Raw genomic sequence first — 25,726 nt, forward strand, 5'->3', positions numbered from 1 at the left:
GCGTAGCTAGATAACACACAGTAACAACGTTCCCCCTCGCTTCACCTTGTACTTTTCAACATCAGTTCACTTCATTCACTATATTTCAAAGCAAAAAAGAATGCGCTTTCTTTCTACAAACAAATCATATCATGATTGAAATCTAATTTCAATAATTAATTTAATTTTTCAAAAAAAGAAATCTTATTTCTTTTTAAAAGACAAAAAAAAACAACTAACCCCATTGGCTAGTCATGTTTTTCCAAAATAACCTCAATATTTTTTTTACACTTCACTTTAGTACGATTCATCGAACTCCTATGTAATGATAAATAGACCGTTTAGATAATTCTTTGAGAAATCGACCAAGTTTCATATTCCGGCATATCAAAAATGTACTTTTCTCTATATGTTTTTTTGTATTCTTGTTCGATCAATTGAATCGTAGCATTTGCCGTATCCTCTGCCAAAGCATAGCCATTAAAGATATAAAAAATAATCAATGTGCATTTTTCATCGATTGCCATTAATTTTGGTAACGTTAACGCTAATGTCTCAGCATTTATTTTCTCAACGAGTTGATTCGCTTCTTTAGATAGCTTGCAGTAATAGTCGATGTATTCTTAATCAACTTTTATTGTTTGATCTACAGTTGCAACATATTCTTCTATCTGAATATTCCATAAAAATGTTTCCACAAGGTTCCCTCCTGGCCTAGATATACTCTATTATGTTTTTTACCGCGAAATACCTACACAAAATATACTGGTTATTTTCTGAACAAATAATCTCTTATTAAGATAGCACAAGGTACCCGTTTTGTTGCATCAAAATGACTATATTATGACACAAAAAAAGTATACTAGCTTTTTTCTATTTTTGAACTAATTTTCCTGATAGTATTGATGAATAAAACACTCGATTTCACGTAACTGACTAGATTCAATATGTTGTCTTTTAATAAAGTAAAAATTCCTCTGATATTCCTGCCCTAGTGAGCGCCAGTTCAAGTTTTTGGTCAACGCTCGTTTGGAAATAATTGACTGACCGATCCCCTGCTCTAAACATCTGACAATCATTTCATTATTTTTGATGATCATTTTTTGAGGATTTAAGTTATGTGCCAAAAAGTAGCGCTCAGTATAATGAAATACTCCAGAATTTTCCTCTCGAACTAGCCATAAATCTTTTGAAAAATCACCAGCATGCACTAATTCATCAGTCAAAATCTCTTGACGAATGATTGAATCGGTGATTAGAGGTTTTTCAATAAAACCAAAATGGGCTTGGTGCTTCTCTATTCCATCTAGTACACGCTCAGAATTATCCATATCCAAAATAAATGAGACTTCTGGAAAGCGCTGGATCAATTGATCAATCAATTCTGGTAGATAATAAACTGCAAATGTATTTGAAGCAATGATCCTACAAGTTTCTCTAGGATTTGTTTGCACTCGTAAGGCTTGCACAACGTCTTCCCAATCGTCAGACAAATTAAGCAAATGATTGTATAAAATATCCGCTTGTTTGGTCGTAATGATTTCTTGCCGACCATTTCGTACAAACAGCTGAATATCAAGCTCTTCTTCCAATAATTTGATTTGATTCGAAACAGCTGGTTGTGAAATAAATAAACGTTCTGCAGCTTTTGAAAAATTTTTTGTTTCATAAACAGCACGAAATGTTTTCAGTAATTTAAACATAGAGACCCTTTCCATTCATTTTCATTATAGATATTATTTTAACTATTTATTTCTCAAATGCAAATAATTTCGTTATACTAGATTTGTAGAGAGATAAACATGGAAAGAAGATGAATATTTTAGTGAAAAATAATAATGTTACAAGAACTTATCTAACAAAAACAATGGTCATTTTACCTGGATTGCTCACCGCTTTTGTGGTCGCCGTTATTAGCAAAATCATTGCGATTTGGCTACCGACTTTAGGTGCAGCAACGATTGCGATCTTGCTGGGTATCTTACTTGGAAATACTTTTTTAAAAAATCCAGTATTGGAAAAAGGGACGAAAATTGCTGAAGGCAAGCTATTAGAATTCTCAGTTGTTTTATTAGGTGCCACAGTGACGTTTCAGACCATCGCACAAATCGGGATCAAAGGAGGTATTTTTGTCCTTTTACAAATGGCTTTAACGATCATTGCTTCTTATTTTCTTGGTAAAAAAATGCAGTTTTCAGATAACATGTCCTTATTGATGGCTGGTGGAAATGCAGTTTGTGGTTCTTCAGCAATTGCATCGATTGCACCTGCGATTCATGCAAAAGAAGAAGAAAAAGGACAGATCATTACCCTAGTCAATTTACTAGGAACTATTTTAATGCTACTGTTACCAATTATCGGCTCCATTGTCTACGGGACTGACATTCTGACAAAAAGCGCGTTGATCGGTGGGATTCTACAATCAGTTGGACAAGTCGTTGCAAGTGCCAGTATGATCAACGGAGAAGTGGTAGAGCTTGCTATGTTGTTCAAAATCATGCGGATCATGATGCTTGTAGTCGTTGTTTACCTTTTTGGTCGATTTAAGCAGCAAAGATCACCGATTACTACAACTACAGAAATAGCACCTAAGAAAAAAAGCTCCGCCTTACCTTGGTATGTTGTGGGATTCGTACTATTTTGTGTGATCAATAGTTTGATTCATTTGCCTGTAGAATTAAGCCAAACAGCCCATTTCTTTAGCGGTTGGTTTGAAATCACAGCGTTAGCTGCAATTGGTCTACGTTTAGATTTTCAAAAATTCTTCAAAGAAGGAAAACGTTTTTTGATTTACGGTCTATCAGTTGGTGTTATTCAAGTGGTTTTAGCAATTGCACTGATCTTTTTATTAGGAATTTAAATAGTAAAAAGTCACTCGAAAAGCATTCGAGTGACTTTTTTTACTGGATTATTTTATTTCCTGTCTATCATCTGCATGGGATTTAAATCCAACATAAGATTTGTTACCACTTAAATTAAGCACAAATAACACAATAACCAGTGATAAAATCGATACTGATAATAATAGCGTCTGTACAGCATCACCGTGTAATACCATCAATTGTCTTAAAATAGCTGTAATACAAATCAGGATCAAATACCGGATTGGAATATGATGCCCTTCTTGAATATAGCGGATCACCATCATAATAAACTCAAATAACATGAAAAATGCTACAACTTCCTGCATGACGATCGATAAGTTTTTAGGCGTCATCGGTTTATTGATAAACGTACCGATATCAATCAATTGACGTATCATAAAAATTAAAATAAGTAGTGCTAGTACGCCCAAAACAATATCTAACACCCAATTAACATATTTTTTCATGATGCCGAATCTTTGTTCTTCTTTCATCTTCGTCCTCCTTTCATTTCAAGAGCTAAATAGTTTTGTTCAAAGTCTAACTAAAAACAGTGGCTACTCTTCCTTTATAAGAATAATATATCATTCTTTTTACACGATGTAAAAATCTAAATCTGAAAAAAGTGCTACATAACAAGCAGTTTAGAGTATTCTACATAAAACAAACGCAAAAAGTCTGACTGAATAATCCAACTAAAGTCCCACTCTTTTTCAAATTACTTATGTTATTTTTGAATCATAAAGTTTGGGGGAATTATTTTATGAATAAAAAATTAGATGCATTTCACTTAAAAGTGATTGCGATTGTTGCTATGTTACTTAATCATATTGGAAGTGGTTTTAGGGTTTATGAGTATTCAGACCAACTATTTTTCTTTACAGAATTTATTGGAAAGCTGACGTTTCCTATCATGGCCTATTTACTCGTCGAAGGGTTTCATTATACGAGAAATATAAAAAAATATGCCGCACGCTTAGGCTTATTTTGGCTTATTTCAATCTATCCATTCCATGTCTTATTTTATCCAGGTTACCCTTTTGCTTTGACAGAATTAGTCAATAATATTTTCTTTGCACTTTTAATGGGACTTCTATTGATTACTTTATACGATCGAACCAAAAATACAGCTATTCACGTCTTATTGGTGATCATCTTTTCACTTGCAACGATCATGTCTGACTGGAATTTAATTGGCGTTTTGATTATTTTTGGATTTTATCGTATTCAAGATGTTAAATTAAAGAAAATCATCCCGCCTATTTATGCTACAGGCTTCTTATTTTTATTGATGTTGATCGTTTACATGATTGCACCAAGCTCCGTCCCTTGGTATGAATTACTTTCAGGTCTTGGTATTCTGATGACTATTCCATTGCTTTTAAATTATAATGGACAACGTGGTTACTCTCCAAATTGGGTCAAATGGGGGTTCTATTTTTTTTATCCAGTACACATGATCCTGCTTATCCTAATACGCGGAATCTTGTAAAAATTGTGCATTTCAATACAGCAGTGTATTTAAAAAGGCGAGTTCTTTTTAAATACACTGTTTTGCGGTTAACACAGAGTAATCTGAAATAAATAAATCTTTTTATCTAGATAACTGCTCAAATTGAGTTGATTTTAACAAATCTATCCGCTAGAATAAGATTACCCCTCTTTATTTTTACTAAAAGGCGAGGGAATTGTTTTTTTACAAAAAAATGTAAGGGTTTTCGAATCAACTAGCGTAAAATAAAGGAGGAGTAGTATGAATACTTTCTTAGAAAAACTACAAGCTAAACTTGGACCGGTCGCTTATAAACTTGATTCAAATCGTTATCTTTCTGCCATCAAAAACGGTTTTTTTGTGGCCATGCCATTATTAATTATTGGTTCGATGTTCTTACTTGTTACACAATTGCCAATAAAGCCCTATATTCAGTTTATGGAGTCCGTTTTAGGTAAAGATTGGATGTCTTTGTTTCTTCAAGTCAACAACATGACGATGAATGCGATGACCTTATTTGTTATTTTGGGTATTGCGAGTGAAATGGCAAAATACTACTCTGTTGATAGAGGTTCAACTCAAGCAATTGCTCTTGTTGGTTTTCTGATCTTAACACCGATCACAGCAACCGAAAACGGTTCTTTTTTACCCTTAAGTAACTTCGGGGCATCTGGTCTATTTGTCGGTATGATCACAGCAATCTTAGCGGCTGAAATTTTCCGTTGGGTCGTTCAAAAGGGCTGGACGATCAAGATGCCGGAATCTGTTCCCTCAAATGTGGCAAAATCGTTTTCTGCATTGATTCCGGGATTTTTTGTCGTAATTATATTTAATCTGATACGAATTGGTTTTACGTTTACATCATATGAAACGGCTCAAAATTTTATTTTTGAAGTTTTGCAAACGCCACTCTTGGCATTAGGCAGTTCACTTCCAGCAACGTTGATTATTTTATTGTTTGAAGCATTACTATGGTCATTTGGTATCCACGGTTCGAATATTGTTGGTGCTGTAATGCAGCCAATTTGGATCGCGCTGACTGTAGAAAATGCGCAAGCCTTTGCTGCTGGTGAACCATTACCAAATATTGTCAATTATCAGTTTTATAGTAATTTTGTCAAACTTGGTGGCTCCAGTGCAACGATTGGATTGGCCATCGCTTGTCTCTTCTTTGCAAAGTCAGTTCAGTTCAAAACTTTAGGAAAATTGTCATTTGCACCAGCAATATTTAATATTAATGAGCCTTTGGTTTTCGGGATCCCGATCGTGCTAAATCCAATGATGCTAATTCCCTTTGTGATTGCACCACTGTTGATGTGTATCCTTGCGTATACAGCCATGGCCACTGGAATTGTCCCATTGACCAATGGGGTTAATCTACCATGGACCATGCCACCTGTGATTGCAGGATTGATGGTTAGCGGCTGGCGGGGAGCTGTTTTGCAAATCGTTCAAATTTTGTTGAGTTTTGGATTGTATTACCCGTTCTTTAAAATGGAAGATTTAAAAGCTTATAAGGTTGAGATGGAAGGAGTAGCAACTAGTGATAAGACACTAGAAATTGAAATTACGGAGGGGGTTTAAATAAGTACAATCAAAAAAGCGAAGAATCAATTCCTGATTTTTCGCTTTTTTACTATCTTTATTCCTCTAAACCATCCCAAATGCTATCACAATCGCTGCTAAAATATTATTTAAAAAGTGAATGGCTATACTGACTTCTAACCGTTGCGTTTTGTAATAAGCCATCGACATGATCAAGCCCATCAATCCATAAATCAAAAAGCTAATTAGGTTTGTCGGTCCGTGAACCAAACCAAATGCAATCGAACTAATCGCAATAGCAACTACTGGAAATTTTTCTAGCCAATAGCCAATGATTCCGCCTCTAAAAACAATTTCTTCCATAATTGGTGCTGAAATTCCAAGCAATAATATGATCAACAGAGGATTTTCTCCGGTAAATATCATTTGAATCGCTGCGTCATTTGCAGTTGTTTCTGATCCTTGGGTATTTAATAAAAGTGTTCCTCCAATTGCAATCACTCGTGCTAAAACAAAGCCGCCTAAAATAATCCCAACATTTTTCTTAGTAAAAAAATCAAATTTTAAGTTTAAAAAACCTAACTTTCCCCCTAAAAACACCAGCAGCCAAATATTCCCAATAATTACCAACATCAGTACAATCGCTTCAAACAATGATAACTGGGCATTGCCCATCGCTAAGGAAGCGCCTTTAGCAAAACTAAATATGAACATCCCCATTTGGCTTACTAAAAATAGCCCAACTAAAACAAAAAACTTTTTAACATATCCCATCTCATTACTCCCTTTTTTTAACTATATTTTTACTGATTTCATTCATCATACCAAACTATGAGGAAGTAGTAAAATAGAGCAACAAGAAGGTTGCATGTCCCTAAGACACTCGGTTATATAAACAGGTCATTCTAATTAAACCCATAAATTCTTTGACACGTTTTATAAATCCGCAAAACAAAGTAGCGAATACCAAAGCCCTTTCTTGATAGTAAAGCACCTAAAAATCGCTTTCTTAACTGAGCATACAAATCAGGATCAAGTATTTCTATATAGTTCCATAACATTTCTTTTTTCCAAAGATCCTCTTCGGTATTACTCTTCAACGCCAAAACAGAAGAAACTGTAGTGACGATTTCTAAAAACTGGAAAAGATACTGTCGACATGATTCATCTTCTACCTGATTAGAGCTATATAGTTCAATCATTTTGTTTTCATTCACTGATTGATCTTCTCTACCAATAAAATAACGATAAAAATCAACGTTCAAATAATAAATTCTTTTAACATAGTGCATTGGCTCAAAAACAAATAAGTTATCGACATAAAAAGTATGTCGAGGTAAATGAAGATTGATCCGTTTTAATAGATCTGTCTTAAAGATAATCGAGTGCATTAATAAATAGTTACCTTGGCGAAATTTGGTCTCATCCCAACCAAACACTTTATTTTCCGGGATAGCTCGTTTATAGGTCACTCGTTTTTTGTGGAAAGCTCCAACTTTTTCATAAACATAGTTCGTTACCAACATATCGACTTGTCGATTATTCGTTAATTGTTTTAATTGTTTTATAACGCGTTGATAGGCTGATTCATTGACCCAATCATCACTATCTACCACTTTAAAATAACGACCAGTAGCAGCATATAATCCAGTTGTCACCGCGTCTCCATGTCCACCATTTTTCTGATGAACCACTTTGACTGTATCTGGATAGGCTTCCTGATATTGATTGGCAATTTCTTCTGTTTTATCCGTTGAACCATCATTCACAATAATGATCTCTACATCGCCGGCTTCACTTAGTAGCGAATCAACGGCACGATGCAGATAATCTTCTGAATTATAAGCTGGGACAACTACACTTAATATTTTCATTTTTATTCCTTCTTCATTATCACAAATTTCATCATTGGGTAATTGATCACCACTTGGATGATGATATTCACAACATTAGCAATAGTTGGTGCAAAATCTCCCACTACAGGTTTTATTGACCCTATCACATGGGGTGGCAGCCAAATAGAAATAATTCCAGCCACAACAACTGTTAAAACATACCACGGTAATGACTTACCTATTTTATTCGTAGAGCCAAAAACAACGTTTCTTTGCACCACGAAATTCACGATTTGTGCACAAACATAGGCAATTAGAAAACTGACAAAACCAACTCGTCCACCTTCAGAAGTTGGATAATCAAAAATAAACCATTGAAAAGCTGTATTTTCAATGAACAGTGGCAACAGTCCGGAGCTCGCCCATAATACAGCAAAATTCGTAACAGTCGCAACATTACTCATTATATTAAACAAGAGAAACTCATATATTTCAGGATGCTTTGCCTTCCATTTTTTAAACATTTGAACTATTTTATTTTCTTCTCTCACCTTCTAAATTCCTTTCAAACTTGGTTAAATCTTGTACTTTTCTCACTCTTTTATTAAGAAAAAAACCTTTCCATAATTGATTTGCCCCTTTAAATTATATAATTCTAATCCAGATTTTTTAAATTTAATTGGCTCAGCTTCTTCTTCCTTCACACTTTGATCTTTCAAGGCGTTCAATAGCTCTTCAGAGGCAACTCTTGGTTTTGCCATTTCTTTTGGCATCGTTCCTTCCCAATCCCAACGAGAAACATATTGGACATCACCTTTGGCCTCCTCAAACTGGTTTGTTGCTGCAAGCTGGTCACTTTCACGTTTATTTTCTTTATTAAAGACAATGTCTTGTGCTACTTCATACTTTTTTGAATCAATGATATCATGCGCATTATTCATCAAATGAATGTTGTACGTTCCTTTTTCAAGCACATAGGCTTTATTTTGTTTTTCATCATAACTTGCCATATCTTCTACATCAAATGTTAAGTTAAGCTCTTCTGATTGATTTGGTTCTAATTCTTTTGTTTTGGCAAATCCAGATAATACTACATGAGATTTTTCAAGTCCGCCAACAGTATACGGTGGCGTGTAGTACAATTGCACGACATCTTTCCCTGATCGCTTCCCAGTATTGGTAACTTTTACCGTCATTTTGATTTCCTTGCCATCTACTTTGAAATCGGAAATTTCTTGTTTAAAATCTGTATAGGACAAGCCATAGCCAAACGGATATTGGACTGCTTTATCATAGGCGGCTTCATCCATCTTACCAGTTTCATTATTGATGTAACGTGTTTCATAATAGCGATAACCTACATAAATTGATTCAGCATAATCTACATATTTATAATGCCAAGTATCTTTTTCGTAATCAAATTCTGAATTGGAGTATGGGAATTCGCCAATGTTATTAAAGGATGGGGCGCTTGTTTCGTCATAGGCATACGTATCAACTAAGCGACCAGAAGGATTGAGCTGCCCAGCAAGAATTTTTCCCACTGCATTAAAGCCCGTTGAACCAGGTCCGCCGATCCATAGAGCACCATCAATCTTTTCATCTTCTAAAAAGCCAAGTTCCATTGGAAATGATGAGTTTAGAAGGACAACTACTTTGTCAAAATTTTCTTTAGCTAAATCAAGGATTGCTGTTTCATCATCAGAAAGTTCTAGGTAGCGCTTGCCTTTTGTACCACCAGTATACTCTTTCATTTCATTGGTAATATCAGCACCCTCACCACTATTTCTAGAAAAAACGACTAATGCTGTATTACTAAATTCTTTTGCTGATTGTATAAATGATTCACTATATTCACTCACTTTTGGCTCATGAATATTAAAATCGCTACCAACCAATTTATGAATGTTGACCTTTTCTCTAGGAACATAGCGTTCATCATAGAATTTAGTTAATTGGTCATTTACTTTGAATCCGGCATTTTCTAGTCCTTTTTGTAAATCAATATTGTTATCTTCTTTCCCACCGCCAGAACCTGTTCCACCATAAGCCACGTTTCTAGAAGCATAGCCAAATACATTTACATTTTTTTCTTGTAAGGGTAACGTTTCATTTTTGTTTTCTAAAAGAACAGAACCTTCTCCTGCTACTTTTTCAGTTAAGGCCATAGCTTGTTCTTTTGTTTTCTTTACTTCGGATTGATCGATTTGGGAAGCTGAAAAATAAGTATTGATAATCATTGCATATTGATTGACCGCTATATTGAAGATAACTAGTACCACTAATAATAAGCAGGATAAAACATATAAAATCTTCCTTGTTTTGCGAATTTTGACAATTCTATAAATAGAATAGACGACTAATGAGAAGGCTAATGCGATAATTATTTTAGTTATCCAGCCAACTAAAAATTGTACATTGATCCCAAATGATGGATTATTGCCACTCGCCTTGCCATGATTGAATAGATAAAGATAAATTAGTGCGACAACTGCAAGCCAGCCTCCTAGTAGTATAAGTTTCTTTTTAGTCATTTTTAGCTTTTTCACATTTTTTCCTCCTTGCTCTTTAGAGGATACTGATTTTTATGATCAATCGTTCCCCTACTAACAACAAGATTATATCTAGTGAAGCATCTAATGAAAACGTTTCCTGCGCAGACTGTAGTATTTCATTCATAACTTGTTTAGAGTATGTGAAAGGATAGAGTATCTTGGGGTTAAAGAATGGAATCATAAAAAAATCCCTACTCAAATGAGTAGGGATAAACATTATTAGGTAATTGTTTTAATTATTTAGCTAAAGCACCTTTAGCTTGGTCAGCTAATGCTGTAAATGCTGCTGCATCGTTCACTGCTAATTCTGCTAACATTTTGCGATTGATATCAATCTCTGCCAATTTCAAACCGTGCATCAATTTAGAATAGCTCAAGCCATTCATACGAGCTGCTGCGTTGATACGTGCAATCCATAATTTACGGAAATCACGTTTCTTTTGACGACGATCTCTGTATGCATAACTGTATGATTTCATTACTTGTTCTTGTGCTGTTTTAAATAATGTATGTTTTGATCCATAATAGCCTTTCGCTAACTTAAGAATCTTTTTACGACGTTTACGGGCTACTACGCCACCTTTAACACGTGCCATGGTTAATTCCTCCTAAATATCTGTTGTCTCTTTGAGTTATTTTAATTGCTAAGTTGTGACAAGAATTTTTTCAGCGTTCTCAAGCTACCTTCATGAGCTAGCTTTTCGGAAAAAAGATAAAATCTGATTGTGGTATAAAGCTCCACCCTCCTATTTTCCTATTTTTCAGTCAATGCTAATCAAGCTCATTCAGCTTTTTACTTCATTCTTGCTAATTGTTGACGAATACGTTTGAAATCGCCTGATGAGACCATTCCTGCTTTACGCAATTGACGACGTTGTTTTTTTGTTTTACCGTGGAAACGGTGACTTGTAAACGCACGGAATCTTTTTAACCCGCCGTTACCAGTACGTTTGAAACGTTTTGCTGATCCGCGGTGTGTTTTTTGTTTTGGCATGACTAATTTTCCTCCTACATTTTCATTTCGCATACAGTTCAACTAAATTAGTTGAAAAAGTTGAACAAGCATCCTAAAAAATTTGTTTCACTAGTTATCAGCTTGTTAGCTTAATTTTCATTCTTCGGTGCCAGCGTTAGAAACATGCTGCGTCCGTCCATTTTCGCTTTTTGTTCCACTGTAGCGATATCTGCAGTTTCTTCAGCTAAGCGATCAAGAACTTTCTGACCAATTTCTTTGTGGGTAATGGCACGGCCTTTGAAACGGATCGAAGCTTTCACTTTGTCGCCTTTTTCTAAGAATTTACGCGCATTACGAAGTTTTGTATTAAAGTCATTTACGTCAATTGTTGGACTTAAACGAACTTCTTTAACGTTGATCACTTTTTGTTTCTTACGAGCTTCACGCTCTTTCTTTTGCGTTTCAAAACGGAATTTACCGTAATCCATGATTCGCGCAACAGGGGGTTTTGCAGTAGGTGCTACTAGAACTAAGTCCAAGTTGGCCGTTTCAGCGATTTGTAATGCTTCCACTTTTGTTTTCACACCTAATTGTTCACCGTCTTGTCCGATCAAACGTAACTCGCGTGCACGAATGCCGTCGTTCACCATCATATCCTTTGCTATGGTCATTCACCTCCAAGTTTTTTAGAGAAAATCAATGCTGAAACTCTTTTTATCAAAGTCTGTGCTATTGTGAAAACACAATAAAAAACAGGCTCTGTATACAGATCCCGCGATTTTCAGACTCATATCAATCGATATATAGAATCCAATATCCAGCCCAGTGACACTGTCAACTAAGGCGAGAAGCGGGTGCTTCTGCTTTCATTTCTCAACTTTAATAGTATATGCTATTTATTGTTTTTTGTCAATACCTTTTTTAAAGTTAAAGCAGAAGTGCCGAGCTCATCATTTCTGCTTCAACTCTATTTATTTTTTTTAGTTTTCAATTAGTTCAGCTATTTTTATGAGTACACCATTTTCATCATTCGATAAAATAATTTCTTTGGCTGCTACTTTTACTTTTGGCTGACCATTACTCATCGCATAACTATAATGCGCATGTTTTAACATTTCCAAATCATTCCCACTATCTCCAAAAGCAGCTATTTCATGATTTTTTATGCCCCATAATTCTTGAAGTTGTAATAATCCATGGGCTTTGTGAATTCCAGGGATAATCAAATCAACATCCCCATGACCACTAGAAACAGGGATAACTTTATCTCCTAAAGCTAGATGCAACTGTTCTAGCACCGCGCCTACTTGTTCAACAGGGAAACTCAAAGCAAACTTAAACAAGGTATCTTCTCTAACTTCAGTTAAATTTGCCACTTTTTTCAGTCGATGATAATATTTTCTACCATGTTCAACAAAAGTATCTGGTTCAGATGCCGCAACATAGGCACTATTTTTACCGCAAAGAATGGTATGACCTTCTTTAAAACCAGCTAAAATAGTTAATACTTCTTGGATCACATTCGGATCAATTTCACCTGTGAATATTTCTTTCCCTTCACTAACCACATAAGCGCCATTTTCTGCTACAAATGACAATTCCTCAGCAATTTCTGGAAAGAAAGATTTAAGCTGGTAGTATTGGTTCCCGCTAGCGATAACAAAACGGATGTCTTGCTGCTTCATTTGTCGGTACAACTGATTAAACGTTTCGCGATCGTAATCTTGTTGACTGTTCAAAAATGTTCCATCCATGTCTACTGCAATCATTTTTACTGTCATTTTTTTACTTCCCTTCAGTCTAGTAATCCAAAATGAGTTAATCCAAATTGAATCCCATTATCCACATGAGATTTTGTGATAAAATCTGCTTGGCTCTTTACATATGTCGAAGCGTTATCCATTGCAATTGCTGTTTGCACGGCTTCAAACATCCCTAAGTCGTTTTCACCATCACCAAATGCATACGTTGGCACATGGCTTAACTTTAAGCTTTCGATTACTTGATAAATCCCAGCCTTTTTCGACTGACCTTTTAAGACAACTGCCATTGAATAAGGGCTATCTCTAAAAAAAGTTAAACGTTCAGCAAAAGCTTCTCGGTACAACGCATCCTTTTCTGGTTGTTCTGAAAAAAGATACATCATATAAATCTCATGGGTCTTATGAAAATCAGTTGAAATTTGCGGCATTGGTGCATTATCCAAATGATATAATTTTTTCATACTATTATCTGAGTAACAAGCCGCATATTCCGCTTCGGTATAACAAGCCAAAGAATGTCCCATCTCCTCCGTAAGCGCCATCAATTCTTGAATCAGCGTTAGTGAAAATACGTGTTTTGAGACAACCTGATTTTCCGCAACATTAAATTGACCATTTAAACTTACATAAGAATCAATTGGAGTCCCTTCTATGATTTGCTTGATTTCCTTTGGCGATCGTCCACTAGCAATAATTGGTAAACTATTCTTTTTCTTTAGTTCCAAAATGGCTTCGTGATTCTCTTTGGATATTTGTGACTCTTTATCTAGTAGCGTTCCATCTAGATCAAAGAAAACAAGTGCTTGATAATCCTTCATGTTTCCCTCCTTTTCACTTCTATTCACTATTAGTGTACTATATTTTTGAAGAACACATCAAAAAACTTTATTCATCTTATCCAAACCATTGACTGGCTAAATAAGAAGAATAAAGTTCAACTTTTTATTTTTCATTAACTAATAATTAGTGAACTATTTCTATTAACTAGAAATTTCCTAGAAAAAGACAAATGATCGACTAAACGCTATATCTATCTTATATGCCCTAGGCTATCCCTGTAGTCCCTACAGTTCTTTACTTGTTAATTGCCTGTTGTTTTTTTCAATCCTTGGATCAATACGTTGATACTAGCAGCGGTCTCAGGATCTTGCAGTCCTTTTTGCTCATTGATATCTTGAGTAAAAATTTGACTCACCCTATTTTCTGAATGTTCAGAACATTTTCCGCAAGCTAAAACCTTGATTACTCTTTTGTTATACCATGTAGCTTTATATTCAAGCTTTGAGACAAATAAAGCCCAAGAAACATCTGAGATACCACGATGCAGCTTACTATTTCTATAAAAATCAGCTTGATGAATATCTTCTATGCAAATCAAATCATACTTTCGAACAATTTCTGTCGTAATCTTATTAAGAAAATCGATTCGCTGATTCATCAACTTCTCCCGCATTTTTGCTACTTTCAGCTTTTGTTTCTGATAATTTTTTTGTTGCGAAAGATCAGTTCCTTTTGCTTTTGCAATTTCTTTACGCCGTGTCAGTTTTCGTTCCTCTCTAGTGATTCGCTGCTCAAATTCTTTCGTAAATTTATCATTGTCGATACGTCTACCGTTTGATAATACCGCAAATTCAGAAGCACCTAAGGTTATGCCAACCGCCGAATACGTCTTCTCGATCGTTGGAATTTCCTCTTCACACAAAATTGAAGCAAAATACTTATTACTAGGAGTCAAAGAAATCGTTACTGACTTTATTTTCCCTATTACCGGACGATGCATTTTCATTTTCACTAACGATTTTAACTTAGGTACTTTCAAATATTTTTCATCAATAATTTTTACTGTACCATTTTGATTGTTCGTCGTATAAGAGGAAACGGAATCTTTCTTCTGTTTCAACTTAGGAAAACCAATAGACTTTTCTCTATGAAATTTTTTAAATGCTCGATCCAAATAAACTTGTGCGTTCGATAAAGCTAAACTATCCACTTCCTTTAAACAAGGATACTCTTTTTTATATTGAGCAGGTGTTGGCAACTTAACTTTTAAATCAGGATTTTCCTTCAGCTGCTTATATAACTGAATCCGTTCCTGCAACAAAAGATTATGCACAAGCCTTACACAAGAAAAAGTTTTTTTAATAAATTCTTCCTGTATTGAAGTAGGGTAAAGCCTATATTTATACGCTTTTAACACCTTCATTAAAATCCCACCCTACCAATAAAAAGCTGAATGAGACGTCTAGCTCTTGAGCAAGTTAGGGAATATATTTAAAGATGGTTTCTATCTTTCACTATATTTATCTACTTGCCGAGAGAGCTGTCTCACGAAGCTAGTTCAAAATGATTACGTCACAATGAAAACTTGTTCATTCATCTGACCTTTTAAAAATGCTAGCTAAGAAAAACAGATTGATTTTCTTAGCTAGTATTTAGTTTGCCAAACTACTCGTGATTCGCTTGGGCTTTTTTCTCTTCAATTTTCTTGCGATAAACGTCAACTTCATCTTCTGAACAATACACATAATGCTCAGGTGTGATTTCTCTTAGTTTACGTTCTTTATTGTCTTCTGGTTGCGGCTTATAGACGATCCGTTTACGCGTCCGTTCATAATCTGGATCAGGTAGTGGGATAGCGGATAATAAACTTTCTGTATACGGATGTACACCAAAATTATACACATCATCACTTGAACCCATTTCCAATAACCTTCCGCTATGCATCACACCGATACGGTCACTAATATGTTTAACCATTGATAAATCATGGGCAATAAACAAGTAAGTCAGACCAGCATCTTTTTGCAAGTCTTGCAATAAATTAACTACTTGCGCTTGGATTGAAACGTCCAATGCTGAAATTGGCTCATCACAAATGATAAAGCGTGGATCAACAGCCAATGCTCTGGCAATCCCGATACGTTGACGTTGTCCACCTGAAAACTCATGTGGATAACGTGTACCATGACTCGGGTCAAGACCAACAACTTTTAATAATTCGTTGACTTTTGATTCGCGTTCAGCTGCATCTTTCGCTAAATGATTGATGTCGATTCCTTCAGCGATAATATCATTGACTTTCATTCTAGGATTCAACGAAGCATATGGATCTTGGAAGATCATTTGCACTTCACGACGAAATGCTTGCATTGCTGATTTTGAACGAATTTTACTGATATCATCTCCATCAAAAATGATTTCACCATCAGTAGGATCGTATAAACGGATCACGCTACGGCCAGTCGTTGATTTACCACTACCAGACTCGCCAACTAATCCGAAAGTTTCTCCTTCATAGATATGAAAACTAATATCATCAACCGCTCTTACTTCGTCAGGACGACCAACGTTAAAATATTGTTTTAATCCTTTAACATCTAAAAGTACTTTTCTTTTTTCACTCATTATTTAACGCCTCCTGCAGTCGTATTATGACGTTCAGCGTAAATCGCCCAACGTCTTGCAATTTCAGCTGGAGGGGTGATTTTTGGTGCTTGTGGTGCTAATAACCACGTTGCAGCTTTATGAGTTGGTGATACTTCAAAATAAGGTGGTGCTTCTTCTGCATCGATCTTCATTGCAAACTCGTTACGAGGGTAGAAAGCATCCCCTTTTGGTGGATCTAACAAATCAGGAGGTGAACCAGGAATCGCATATAGCTTATCTTCGGTTCCTTCCATTGTTGGCATTGATCCAAGTAGCCCCCACGTATATGGATGTTGTGGATTATAGAAGATTTCTTCTGATGTTCCCACTTCTACTAAACGCCCGCCATACATAACTGCTACACGATCAGCAACATTTGCAACAACCCCTAAATCATGAGTGATAAAGATGATGGATGTACTGATTTTTTGTTGTAAGTCTTTTAATAATTCTAAAATTTGAGCTTGAATCGTTACATCCAAAGCTGTAGTCGGTTCATCCGCAATTAGAACTTCTGGGTAACAAATCAATGCAATCGCGATCACGATCCGTTGACGTTGTCCACCTGAAAATTGATGTGGGTAATTTTTCAAACGTTTTTCAGCATTTGGAATTCCCACTAATTTCAATAATTCTAATGCTTGATCAAGACCTTCTTTTTTCGATACTTTATTGTGTTTGATCAACGATTCAGCTACTTGCTTGCCGATCGGCATTGTTGGATCCAATGATGTCATTGGGTCTTGGAAAATCATCGCAATTTCTTTCCCACGAATGGTTTGCATTTGTTTTTCCGTTTTGTGTACGATATCTTCACCTTTAAACAGAATTTCTCCATTATCGATGTTTGCATTACTGCTCAATAATCGCATGATACTTCTAGTAGTCACTGATTTACCACTACCAGATTCTCCTACGATTGCAAGAGTTTCCCCTTTGAACAATTCAAAGCTCACACCACGAATAGCATTTACTTTTCCAGCAAACGTATCAAAAGAAATCTGTAAGTCTTTTACTTCTAATACTTTTTCCATAGTCATTCACTCTACTCTTTCATCTTAGGATCGAAGGCATCACGTAGTCCGTCAGCTAACAAGTTGAAACAAATCATTACGACTGACAAGGTTACGGCAGGAATCCACATCAAATATGGAAGGAAACGGAACGTTTTATACCCTTCATTTAATAATGTTCCAAGTGAAGCGGTCGGCGGTCTTAATCCTAAACCGATGAAACTTAGAAACGCTTCGAAGAAAATTGCTGACGGGATACTGAACATCATTTGAACAATAATTACGCTGGAAATATTCGGTAAAATATGTTTAACAGCGATTTTCAAACGAGATTCTCCTAATGTTTGGGCAGCCAAAACAAATTCTTGATCTTTTAATTTCAAGGTTTGAGCCCGAACGATTCTGGCCATTGAAATCCAGTTGGTAATCACCATCGCTAATACGATTGACAAAATACCTGGATCAAAAACAGTCAGCATCAAAATCATCACAACAAGGTTAGGAATTCCTGAAAGAACTTCCAAGATACGTTGCATTACTGTATCGACACGTCCACCTAACAATCCTGAGATCAAACCGTATGTTACACCGATCGTAATATCAAGTAATGCTGCGATAAATGCAATCAATAATGAGATACGAGTTCCCATAAATAAACGACTCAATACGTCACGACCTAAACCATCGGTTCCAAGGTAAAAGTTGACGTTATCCGGAACATTCGCTTGAGCGTATTTGTCTACCATCTTACCTGCAACATTTGCTGTTCCGTTAAATCCATTGATACTATCTAAAAACGGAATACGCGGTGGTAAGTTGATGTATGCTACATTTTGTTGGGTTGGGTCATGAGGTGAAACCCAAATTGTTATAATTGAAATAAAGATGATGATTCCGAGTAAAATCAACGAAATTACAGCAGCTTTATTCTTTTTCAAACGACGCCAAGAATCTTGTAAAAAGCTTAGTGACGGCGTTGCAATTCGTTCACGTTCCTTGGTTGTTGATGTATCCAAAGGCTGGAAGTCATTTGCAGGTATGTTTTTGATTTTTTCTGGGACATTGTTTAAGTCAACTGTTTCCATTAACCTTTGGCACCTCCTGAAACACGAATTCTTGGATCAATCAATCCATAAAGTAAATCAACGATTAAGATTACAAATACTAATAAAGCAGAATATAAAATCGTTACAGCCATGATTGTTGGATAGTCATTGGTCATGATTGATTTTACGAACTGTTCCCCAATACCTGGGATAGCGAAAATATTTTCAACAACTAAAGATCCTGTCATCAAGCCAACAGCCAATGGTCCCAGTAAGGTAATCAACGGAATCAAACTGTTTCTAAGTCCATGTCTCACGGCTACTTGCCAACGGCTCAAACCTTTAGCACGGGCTAACTCTACATAGTCACTATGTAAAACTTCAACCATTTCCGTTCGAATAAACCTGGCGGAATCAGCCATCGGGCTCATTGCCAACGCAATCGTCGGTAAAATCGTATAAGCAAAACCATTCCACATTGCGATTGGTAATACTTTTAATTTCATGGCAAAAATATACTGCAACAATACCGCAAAGACGAAGTTAGGAATGGAACGTCCTAAGATTGCCATCAACGTAGCTAAGGTATCAACCCATGTATTTTGGCGCATTGCTGCAATGATTCCTAGTAGAATACCGACTAGCGTACCAAAGACAATAGCTTGCGCACCTAATTGGACGGATGGTCCAATACGACCTGCTAAAAGTTTTGCTACAGGTTGGTTTTTAAATTGGAACGAAATACCAAAGTCACCAACTAGAAGGTTCTTTAAGTAAATTCCATATTGAACGATGACTGGTTTATCTAACCCAGACTGCTTATTCAACATAGCGATTGTTTCTGGACTAAGCTTTTCTTGGTTGGTATAAGGAGTACCTGGTAATAATTGCATTAAGAAAAACGTAATCGTTGCGATCAACCACAATGTGATGATCATAAAGAAGACCCGTTTAAGAAAATATTTTCCAAAACTGTTCAAGAATGACACCTCCGAGATTATTTTGACTTCATCAGCTTTTTTCGATAAAGTAAGGATAGAAAATTAAGTAAGGATGAGCACATGAAAAACTTTAAATGGCCTTTAATCACCTCAGCGGTCTCAAGCATCGGCATTTTCACTTACCTATTGATAAATCAATCGCTGACTATCCGTTCCGTATCTGATACCTTCTTCATTGTTTCATTGTTCTTTCTGATTATCGGTTTGGCCTTATGGATTATGTCCTCAGGATTTTTTGATAATTTCCAACGTTTTATGAAAATGCATTTTCGTTTTAAAAAGAAAAATGAACCGAAAGAATTCATTCCATTTTCTGAAATCGGCAAAGCACATCAGCTTTACTGGCTTGAAACTGGTGGTATGTTACTGATTGTCTCTATTGTTTCTTTATTATTTTACTTTTTATGAGCACAGATAGCAAGAGGACCGTTGCCTTTTTATTCAAAGAGGGCAAAGGTCCTTTTTGCTATTGACTATCCATTTTGATTATTCTGAGATATACGCCCATTTGTAATCAAATTTTGGTCCAGCTGGGTGGAATGCAATTCCTTTAACTTTTTCAGAACGCATACGAGCTTGTGCTCTTTGGTAAAGTGGAACGACACCCATATCATCCATAATAACTTTTTCAGCATCGATCATATTATCCCAACGTTTTTCAGGATCATTCGCATTGGTTGTCGCTGCTGCTTTAACATTTTTGTCATATTCAGGACTACTATAGTGACCACGGTTATAAGAATTTCCTGTTTCAAACAGATTCAAGAAGCTACTTGGATCAGCATAATCTGCTCCCCAACCACCTATTACAGTCGTAAAGTCTCCTTTGTTTGAACGATCTAAACGAACAGCAAATGGTACCGGACTAACAGTCACTTTTACGCCATCTAAAGTATCTTGGATAGCTCCTTGCAAGTACTCTACTGTTTTCTTAGAAGAGTCTGTATCGGACGATAGGATGTCCATATCCAATTTAGTGATACCCAATTCTTTTTTCGCTTTTTCCCAGTATTCTTTGGCTTTTTTCTCGTCGTGAGCAATTTCATCGCCTGCTTCATCAGCAAAATCTTTATCTCCTTTAGGGCTTGTTGACATATCTGCTGGAACAAGTCCTTTTGGTTCTACTGAACCATCTCCTAAGATTGACTCAACTAATGATTTACGATCGATTGAATATGAAATTGCTTTTCTTAAATTTTCATTTTTAAATGGTGAGTTATCTTCACGTTGATTTAATTCCATGTATTGAGTTGATGCTTCTTTTTCGATAACGAATTCTGGATCACTCGCCATTTGTTGTGCTAATTCTCCACTCAATACAACTTCATCCACTTGACCATCTTGGAAAAGATTCAATGATGTAGGAGCTTCTTTCACTACACTTACTTTAACTTCGTCTAATTTGACTGTCTTATTATCCCAGTATTCTTTATTCTTTTTAAGAGACCATTCTGTATCTGTTCCTGGTCCATCAAAATCAGCTAAAGTAAATGGTCCATTATAAACGGCATTTTCACTATTAGCAGCAAATTTAGCACCATATTTTTCCACAACATCTTGTCTTTGCGGGAAGAATGATGGGAATGCGAATAAATAATCCATAAATGGTGTTACTTGTTGTAAGGTCACTTCTAACTCATAATCACCGACTGCTTTGATTCCTAATTCTGATTTATCTTTTTTGCCATCCATGATTTCTTGGCCATTTTTAACGGCACTATATAGGGATGCGTATTCTGAAGCTGTTGCTGGATCAACCGTGCGTTGCCATCCATAAACATAGTCTTCTGCTTTTACAGGTTTTCCATCAGACCATTTAGCGTCTTCGTTTAACTTGATTTTGTAAACAAGACCATCTTCACTCATCTCTGCTTTTTCAGCAGCACCAGCTGGTTGTGGTTTATTTTTAGCATCTAAACGGTAGATTCCTTCATAAACATTATTCAGTGCTGTAAAACTAACTTCATCAGTCGCTAACGAGGGATCCGCACTTGGCATTTCTTGTTGTTCGTTGATACGGAAAATTTGCTCTCCGCTCGCTTTGCCATCAGCCTCTTTTGAGCTGCCTGAATCGTCTGTATTTCCACCGCCATTACCACACGCTGCGAGTGTTAAACTAAATAAAGTGATGAATCCAAAAGCAAATGATTTTTTTAACTTCATTCTTTTTTCCTCCCTAATAAGACCTTGATTATTTTCTGAAAAATCAGAATTTAATAATTATTTATTGTTCTGAGGTATAGTTTACAATTTTTAAATTAAAAAATCAAGAATAATCTTATTTTTTTTTAATACATCCATCATTAAATTATGTCTACATTAGAAGCAATTTCTTAGAAAAGGCTATTGAAGGCTGAATGAGCTGTTTCAGCCCCGTTTAAAAAACAGGAAAATATGAGAGCCATGTTTTTGGTTACATTCAAGTTTTCTCTTTTTTTCGAAAACTAGCCCGTATAGCTGGATTAGGGAAAAAGCTAAGTGGGCTGTTTAGTCTCGACTGAAAAATAGGAAAATCCCAACGAGGTGCTTTTTACCTTATTGAGATTTTATCTTTTTTCCGAGAGACTGGCCCGTATAGCTGAATTAAAGAAAAAGCGATTGTCTTCTTATAAATAAATATGTTAGATTAGTAATAGAGGGAATGTATTTTGATAATCACAGACAATGTTGATTTATTTTTACAGCTTAGCATCAAGTAATTTGAGTGCTATTTTTCATATTATTAAAAAGGAGTGATCAGATGCACCATTCATCTTTTTTCAAAGAATTAACTACATTTCATAAACCACAAAAAGCACCTTTTCGCCTGATTGGCGCAGGTATTTGTATGGCTGTCCCCTTATTCATTGGTTATTTTTCCAATAATTTATTGATTGGTAGTTTTGGTTCATTAGGGATTTTTACGTTCCTTTATTATCAAACTCTTCCATTAAAGGAGTTATTGACCCTTTTAAGTTCTGTTGGTGGTTTTTTACTTTTTGGAAATCTTGTGGGCGTTCTTAGTACCCATATTCCTTGGGTCATTCCAATTGCCATTGCTTTGGTCAGCTTTAGTGCCCGGATCATTTTTAGGCTATATAGGATCGCTAAGCCAGGGGCTTTTTTTATTGTCATGGTAACGGCTATGGGAAGTGGTACTAAGATTCCTTTAGATAGAGTTCCTACTATGATGAGTTATGTTTTACTAGGTGTTTTGACCTCTCTTGTAGTTGCGTTTATCTTATACTTTATTGAAGGTGAAACCCCTGTACCACAAAATAAAATTTCTTTGCAGGAACGACTCTATACTGATCCCGCTGCCCTACTTGATGCTCTACATTATGCTGCTATTTTATTTTTGGCAACTTATATCAGCCAGTCATTGCATCTAACGAATGCATATTGGATGATTGTTTCCTGTGCTGCAGTTTTACAAGGTGATAACTTACGTGCTGTGATGCATCGTAATATTCAGCGGATTTTGGGTACTATGATCGGTTTATTGATTGCGGCTCTTCTATTAAGCATTTCATTTACTTCATTAGAAACCATTTTTCTAATTTGCTTTTTCTTTTTGACTGTAGAATTTTTCATTAAACGAAATTATACGATTGCAAACTTTTTTACAACACCTATGGCTTTATTATTGGCAAATTTAGCCCGTCATCAATATTTAGTTAGCTTGCTGAATTATCGTTTGATTGGGATTGTTTTAGGAAGTCTTTTAGGACTTTTAGGCGCTTTTGTACTGACGACTTGCTTAAAGTTCTATAATCGTGCTTATCAATTAAATGAAAACTTAGATAAAGAAACAGAATAATGACACTCAATCTATCATATAAAATTTGGAGGTTTTAGTCATGAAACTCAATAAACCCGTTGCCCCTTTATTGCCTCAGTTAACTGAAACTGATTTCATTTCATTAGATGATGAAGTCATTATTGAAGGATTGATATTAAAAGAACAAGATCTTAGTTATCAAGATGTACGTAATTTAGTTTTTAGAGAGTGTCAATTTGAAAAAATCACGATGAATCGAAATCACTTGGAACGTTTTGAATGTAGTAATGTGATTTTCGATCATTGCGACCTTTCTAACACCGAATGGATCGGCGCTAGTTTTCATCAGGTTCATTTTCGACAATGCAAACTGACAGGTACGAATTTTGCAGAAAGCTATTTGCGTGATTGTCTTTTTGAAGACTGCTTGGCTGACTATTCTTCCTTTAGCGCTACAAATCAAAAAGTGGTTCAATTCAAGCGTACAAGCTTAAATGATACAGAATTTGTTGAAGTAACGTGGAATCACCTTTTGTTTGATAGCTGTTCCTTGACTGGAAGTAATTGGTTCCATACAAAATTGGCTGATCTTGATTTAACAAAGAGTACTTTTGAAAAAATTGCTTTCTCTCAAGAATTACTAAAAGGATTGAAAGTAACTCAAGAACAGGCCATTACAATTGCAGCCGGCTTGGGATTAATCATTGATGAATAGAGGATAGAAAATGGGAACCATCGAAACAGTGCTTATCGCAGTCTCGGTTGTTCTCTTTTTCTTGTGCAGATTATTAATAAGATGTTAATTTTCTTATGAAATAGAATCTAAACATTTTACTTCATATACTTTTTTGGTACACTAGTATAGCTTGAGAACGATTCTCAAACAGTCCATTGGGGGGATTATAAATGAACAAGAAGCTGATCGAGCTTTGGGGTGACCTAGTTGATTTAAAAGATTTGATTATAGCGATAGCTATTTGCGGTGGCACAACGATGGGGAGTTTTTTTCTTGCCCCTGCACATGATACAACGAAACAACTTTTTTTTGGGCTAGGTGGAGCTGTTTTGGGTTTCATTATTAGTACCTTTTTAATTAAACCAAAACGAATTGTGATCATGGAGGACGACGACTAATGGATGTTGGACTACTCTTTCAAATGCTGCTAGCCGTGATCGGAGCTGTCGTTTTATATACATTTATCGGTTTTGTCCCAGGAACGGATGAAACTTCTGTTTTGATGCCTGTCACACTAGCTATTGTTTTAGCAGGTGTACAGCCGATCATCGTTTTAACGTTTTTCATAGCTGCGATCATTACCTTAAATTTAATGAATGCTATTCCAACTGCATTAGTTGGTTTACCTGGTGGCGTGATGTCAACACCGATGATCGAGCATGCTTTATACCTTAAAGAACGGGGACTAGCAACAACTAGTATTAAAAAAATGGCAACAGGTTCTGTTATCGGAACTGCCGTTGCTATACCTGTAAGTTTGCTTTTAGCAAATATTTTGGCGCCTTTTTCAGATTCTGTGAAAGCATATGCCCCATTATTATTTGTTTTCGGAGCAATTTTTTTATCATTGATTGGAAAAAATAAATTACTCGCTTTGCTAAGTATTATCCCACTCGGATTATTGTTTCAGGGGCTACGTTATCTATATTGGGGAATCGGGGCTGTTCCTCAAGAAAAAAATGTGACGGTCTCTTTCTTTTTAGGAATCACGATCGGTCCTTTACTCGTTTCTTTATTAGGATTGTTAAATAAACAAAATCGAGATGCCTTACCGCGACATGAAATAAGTAAAATCAAGTTGAACAAAACAGATGGAAAACAAGCTTCACGGCACACTTTTCAAACAATTACTAAAAAAGAAGCTGGGACAAGTATTGTCGTGTCATTGCTTTCAAACTTTCTCTTCTTTTTAAGCCCAGTCGGTTTGACGATTCTATTTGGTGAGGCAGTTGCAAATAAAGAAAAAGATCCTGTCAAAAAAGCAAGTATGGCAATTACTTCTATGAGCGCCTTATCTCATGCGACTTATCTTTCAGGCGTAATCATTCCACTGATTGCTTTAGGCATTCCCTTATCACCAGTAGCAGTCGGCCCTGCCAACGCCTTATTCAATGCACCACCTGTTTTTACGCTAGAACATAATCTCCATCATCTATTAAGTCGCTGGGAATTTATTTTTGCTATTCTTTTTGCCGGAATCTTGGCTTCTGCCATTACGTACTTCATTGCGATGAAATATGCTCGCCAGATGACAATATTCGTTTTGAAAAAGATTCCCCATGAAGCCATTTTGGGATTATTTATTGGGTTTATTTTATTGTTAGCTTATATGGACGCTGGTTTGATCAATATTTTTGGTGTTTTGCTCGTAGGAATCGTTTGTGGTACTCTTAATGAGATGGGCGTAAATTATGGCGTTCAATTCATGATTCTTTACGCCGCACCTTGGATCACGACACATCTGATATTTAAATAG

At 35.9% G+C, this 25,726-nt stretch carries 26 protein-coding genes and 1 other annotated feature; of the genes, 8 read left to right on the forward strand and 18 right to left on the reverse strand.

Annotation, left to right across the window (positions count from 1 at the left end):
• Positions 1 to 320: 320 nt before the first annotated feature.
• On the reverse strand, positions 321 to 482 hold the full coding sequence (locus A5819_RS19665; protein ID WP_254907204.1) for a hypothetical protein: 162 nt from the start codon (positions 480 to 482) through the stop codon (positions 321 to 323).
• A 381-nt stretch (positions 483 to 863) separates the two neighbouring features.
• Positions 864 to 1,682 carry a LysR family transcriptional regulator gene (locus A5819_RS03045; RefSeq protein ID WP_086279855.1) on the reverse strand — a complete coding sequence of 273 codons (819 nt, stop codon included), beginning with the start codon at positions 1,680 to 1,682 and terminating at the stop codon, positions 864 to 866.
• Positions 1,683 to 1,792: 110 nt separating this feature from the next.
• Between A5819_RS03045 and A5819_RS03050 the strand changes: the two genes are divergently transcribed.
• On the forward strand, positions 1,793 to 2,839 hold the full coding sequence (locus tag A5819_RS03050; protein WP_086279852.1) for a YeiH family protein: 1,047 nt from the start codon (positions 1,793 to 1,795) through the stop codon (positions 2,837 to 2,839).
• Between the two features lie 48 nt (positions 2,840 to 2,887).
• Here the strand turns inward: A5819_RS03050 and psiE are convergent, their stop codons facing one another.
• Complete coding sequence (psiE, locus tag A5819_RS03055) at positions 2,888 to 3,337, reverse strand: phosphate-starvation-inducible protein PsiE (RefSeq protein WP_086279849.1); 450 nt, start codon at positions 3,335 to 3,337, stop codon at positions 2,888 to 2,890.
• 269 nt (positions 3,338 to 3,606) lie between these two features.
• Between psiE and A5819_RS03060 the strand changes: the two genes are divergently transcribed.
• Together A5819_RS03060 and celB are read left to right on the forward strand one after the other, a co-directional pair.
• The gene (locus A5819_RS03060; protein ID WP_086279845.1) at positions 3,607 to 4,335 is read left to right on the forward strand and encodes a TraX family protein; all 729 of its coding nucleotides are present in this window, start codon (positions 3,607 to 3,609) and stop codon (positions 4,333 to 4,335) included.
• A gap of 261 nt (positions 4,336 to 4,596) precedes the next feature.
• Complete coding sequence (celB, locus tag A5819_RS03065; RefSeq protein WP_086279842.1) at positions 4,597 to 5,919, forward strand: PTS cellobiose transporter subunit IIC; 1,323 nt, start codon at positions 4,597 to 4,599, stop codon at positions 5,917 to 5,919.
• Between the two features lie 66 nt (positions 5,920 to 5,985).
• Here celB and A5819_RS03070 read toward each other — a convergent pair whose 3' ends face one another.
• The 14 genes from A5819_RS03070 to opp1B all read right to left on the reverse strand — a co-directional run bounded on the left by A5819_RS03070 (position 5,986) and on the right by opp1B (position 19,453).
• The gene (locus tag A5819_RS03070) at positions 5,986 to 6,654 is read right to left on the reverse strand and encodes a CPBP family intramembrane glutamic endopeptidase (RefSeq protein ID WP_086279840.1); all 669 of its coding nucleotides are present in this window, start codon (positions 6,652 to 6,654) and stop codon (positions 5,986 to 5,988) included.
• Between the two features lie 131 nt (positions 6,655 to 6,785).
• Positions 6,786 to 7,754: a glycosyltransferase family 2 protein gene (locus A5819_RS03075; RefSeq protein WP_086279837.1), complete on the reverse strand. Its 969-nt coding sequence runs from the start codon at positions 7,752 to 7,754 to the stop codon at positions 6,786 to 6,788.
• Positions 7,755 to 7,756: 2 nt separating this feature from the next.
• Positions 7,757 to 8,239, reverse strand: a complete 483-nt coding sequence (locus tag A5819_RS03080) for a GtrA family protein (RefSeq protein ID WP_176271448.1) — start codon at positions 8,237 to 8,239, stop codon at positions 7,757 to 7,759.
• A 69-nt stretch (positions 8,240 to 8,308) separates the two neighbouring features.
• Positions 8,309 to 10,264, reverse strand: a complete 1,956-nt coding sequence (locus tag A5819_RS03085) for a glycoside hydrolase family 3 C-terminal domain-containing protein (protein ID WP_254907205.1) — start codon at positions 10,262 to 10,264, stop codon at positions 8,309 to 8,311.
• A 242-nt stretch (positions 10,265 to 10,506) separates the two neighbouring features.
• A complete protein-coding gene (gene rplT / locus A5819_RS03090) occupies positions 10,507 to 10,866 on the reverse strand; it encodes a 50S ribosomal protein L20 (RefSeq protein ID WP_086279831.1) in 360 nt (119 codons plus the stop codon).
• Positions 10,867 to 11,063: 197 nt separating this feature from the next.
• Positions 11,064 to 11,264, reverse strand: coding sequence for a 50S ribosomal protein L35 (gene rpmI / locus A5819_RS03095; RefSeq protein WP_010762697.1), 201 nt, complete (start codon positions 11,262 to 11,264; stop codon positions 11,064 to 11,066).
• A gap of 110 nt (positions 11,265 to 11,374) precedes the next feature.
• Positions 11,375 to 11,896 (reverse strand): translation initiation factor IF-3, encoded by a 522-nt coding sequence (infC, locus tag A5819_RS03100; RefSeq protein WP_010763961.1) that lies wholly within the window; start codon positions 11,894 to 11,896, stop codon positions 11,375 to 11,377.
• Positions 11,897 to 11,964: 68 nt separating this feature from the next.
• Positions 11,965 to 12,097 (reverse strand) — a sequence feature (ribosomal protein L20 leader region).
• Positions 12,098 to 12,205: 108 nt separating this feature from the next.
• On the reverse strand, positions 12,206 to 13,006 hold the full coding sequence (locus A5819_RS03105) for a Cof-type HAD-IIB family hydrolase (protein ID WP_086279828.1): 801 nt from the start codon (positions 13,004 to 13,006) through the stop codon (positions 12,206 to 12,208).
• A 14-nt stretch (positions 13,007 to 13,020) separates the two neighbouring features.
• Complete coding sequence (locus tag A5819_RS03110; protein ID WP_086279826.1) at positions 13,021 to 13,806, reverse strand: Cof-type HAD-IIB family hydrolase; 786 nt, start codon at positions 13,804 to 13,806, stop codon at positions 13,021 to 13,023.
• Positions 13,807 to 14,069: 263 nt separating this feature from the next.
• Complete coding sequence (locus tag A5819_RS03115) at positions 14,070 to 15,191, reverse strand: RNA-guided endonuclease TnpB family protein (RefSeq protein WP_086279823.1); 1,122 nt, start codon at positions 15,189 to 15,191, stop codon at positions 14,070 to 14,072.
• 242 nt (positions 15,192 to 15,433) lie between these two features.
• Positions 15,434 to 16,393: an ABC transporter ATP-binding protein gene (locus A5819_RS03120; RefSeq protein WP_010771136.1), complete on the reverse strand. Its 960-nt coding sequence runs from the start codon at positions 16,391 to 16,393 to the stop codon at positions 15,434 to 15,436.
• Complete coding sequence (gene opp1D / locus A5819_RS03125; RefSeq protein WP_086279820.1) at positions 16,393 to 17,454, reverse strand: oligopeptide ABC transporter ATP-binding protein Opp1D; 1,062 nt, start codon at positions 17,452 to 17,454, stop codon at positions 16,393 to 16,395. Before opp1D ends, A5819_RS03120 begins: the two co-directional genes overlap by 1 nt.
• 5 nt (positions 17,455 to 17,459) lie before the next feature.
• Positions 17,460 to 18,512, reverse strand: a complete 1,053-nt coding sequence (opp3C, locus tag A5819_RS03130) for an oligopeptide ABC transporter permease (RefSeq protein ID WP_010762690.1) — start codon at positions 18,510 to 18,512, stop codon at positions 17,460 to 17,462.
• Complete coding sequence (opp1B, locus tag A5819_RS03135) at positions 18,512 to 19,453, reverse strand: oligopeptide ABC transporter permease Opp1B (protein WP_069646331.1); 942 nt, start codon at positions 19,451 to 19,453, stop codon at positions 18,512 to 18,514. Before opp1B ends, opp3C begins: the two co-directional genes overlap by 1 nt.
• 81 nt (positions 19,454 to 19,534) lie before the next feature.
• On the opposite strand from opp1B, the gene A5819_RS03140 reads away from it, so the two are divergent.
• A complete protein-coding gene (locus tag A5819_RS03140; RefSeq protein WP_086279817.1) occupies positions 19,535 to 19,882 on the forward strand; it encodes a DUF3899 domain-containing protein in 348 nt (115 codons plus the stop codon).
• Positions 19,883 to 19,960: 78 nt separating this feature from the next.
• Here A5819_RS03140 and A5819_RS03145 read toward each other — a convergent pair whose 3' ends face one another.
• Positions 19,961 to 21,637: a peptide ABC transporter substrate-binding protein gene (locus A5819_RS03145; protein WP_086279814.1), complete on the reverse strand. Its 1,677-nt coding sequence runs from the start codon at positions 21,635 to 21,637 to the stop codon at positions 19,961 to 19,963.
• A 577-nt stretch (positions 21,638 to 22,214) separates the two neighbouring features.
• Here A5819_RS03145 and A5819_RS03150 point away from each other — a divergent pair.
• The 4 genes from A5819_RS03150 (at position 22,215) to A5819_RS03165 (ending at position 25,726) form a co-directional block, all read left to right on the forward strand.
• Positions 22,215 to 23,273: an FUSC family protein gene (locus tag A5819_RS03150; RefSeq protein WP_086279811.1), complete on the forward strand. Its 1,059-nt coding sequence runs from the start codon at positions 22,215 to 22,217 to the stop codon at positions 23,271 to 23,273.
• A 40-nt stretch (positions 23,274 to 23,313) separates the two neighbouring features.
• Positions 23,314 to 23,949 carry a pentapeptide repeat-containing protein gene (locus A5819_RS03155; RefSeq protein WP_086279808.1) on the forward strand — a complete coding sequence of 212 codons (636 nt, stop codon included), beginning with the start codon at positions 23,314 to 23,316 and terminating at the stop codon, positions 23,947 to 23,949.
• A 191-nt stretch (positions 23,950 to 24,140) separates the two neighbouring features.
• Complete coding sequence (locus A5819_RS03160) at positions 24,141 to 24,368, forward strand: hypothetical protein (RefSeq protein ID WP_086279805.1); 228 nt, start codon at positions 24,141 to 24,143, stop codon at positions 24,366 to 24,368.
• The gene (locus A5819_RS03165) at positions 24,368 to 25,726 is read left to right on the forward strand and encodes a tripartite tricarboxylate transporter permease (protein ID WP_086279803.1); all 1,359 of its coding nucleotides are present in this window, start codon (positions 24,368 to 24,370) and stop codon (positions 25,724 to 25,726) included. Before A5819_RS03160 ends, A5819_RS03165 begins: the two co-directional genes overlap by 1 nt.

The sequence above is a fragment of the Enterococcus sp. 7E2_DIV0204 genome (assembly GCF_002140855.1).
GTDB classification, from domain to species: Bacteria; Bacillota; Bacilli; order Lactobacillales; family Enterococcaceae; genus Enterococcus_L; species Enterococcus_L lemimoniae.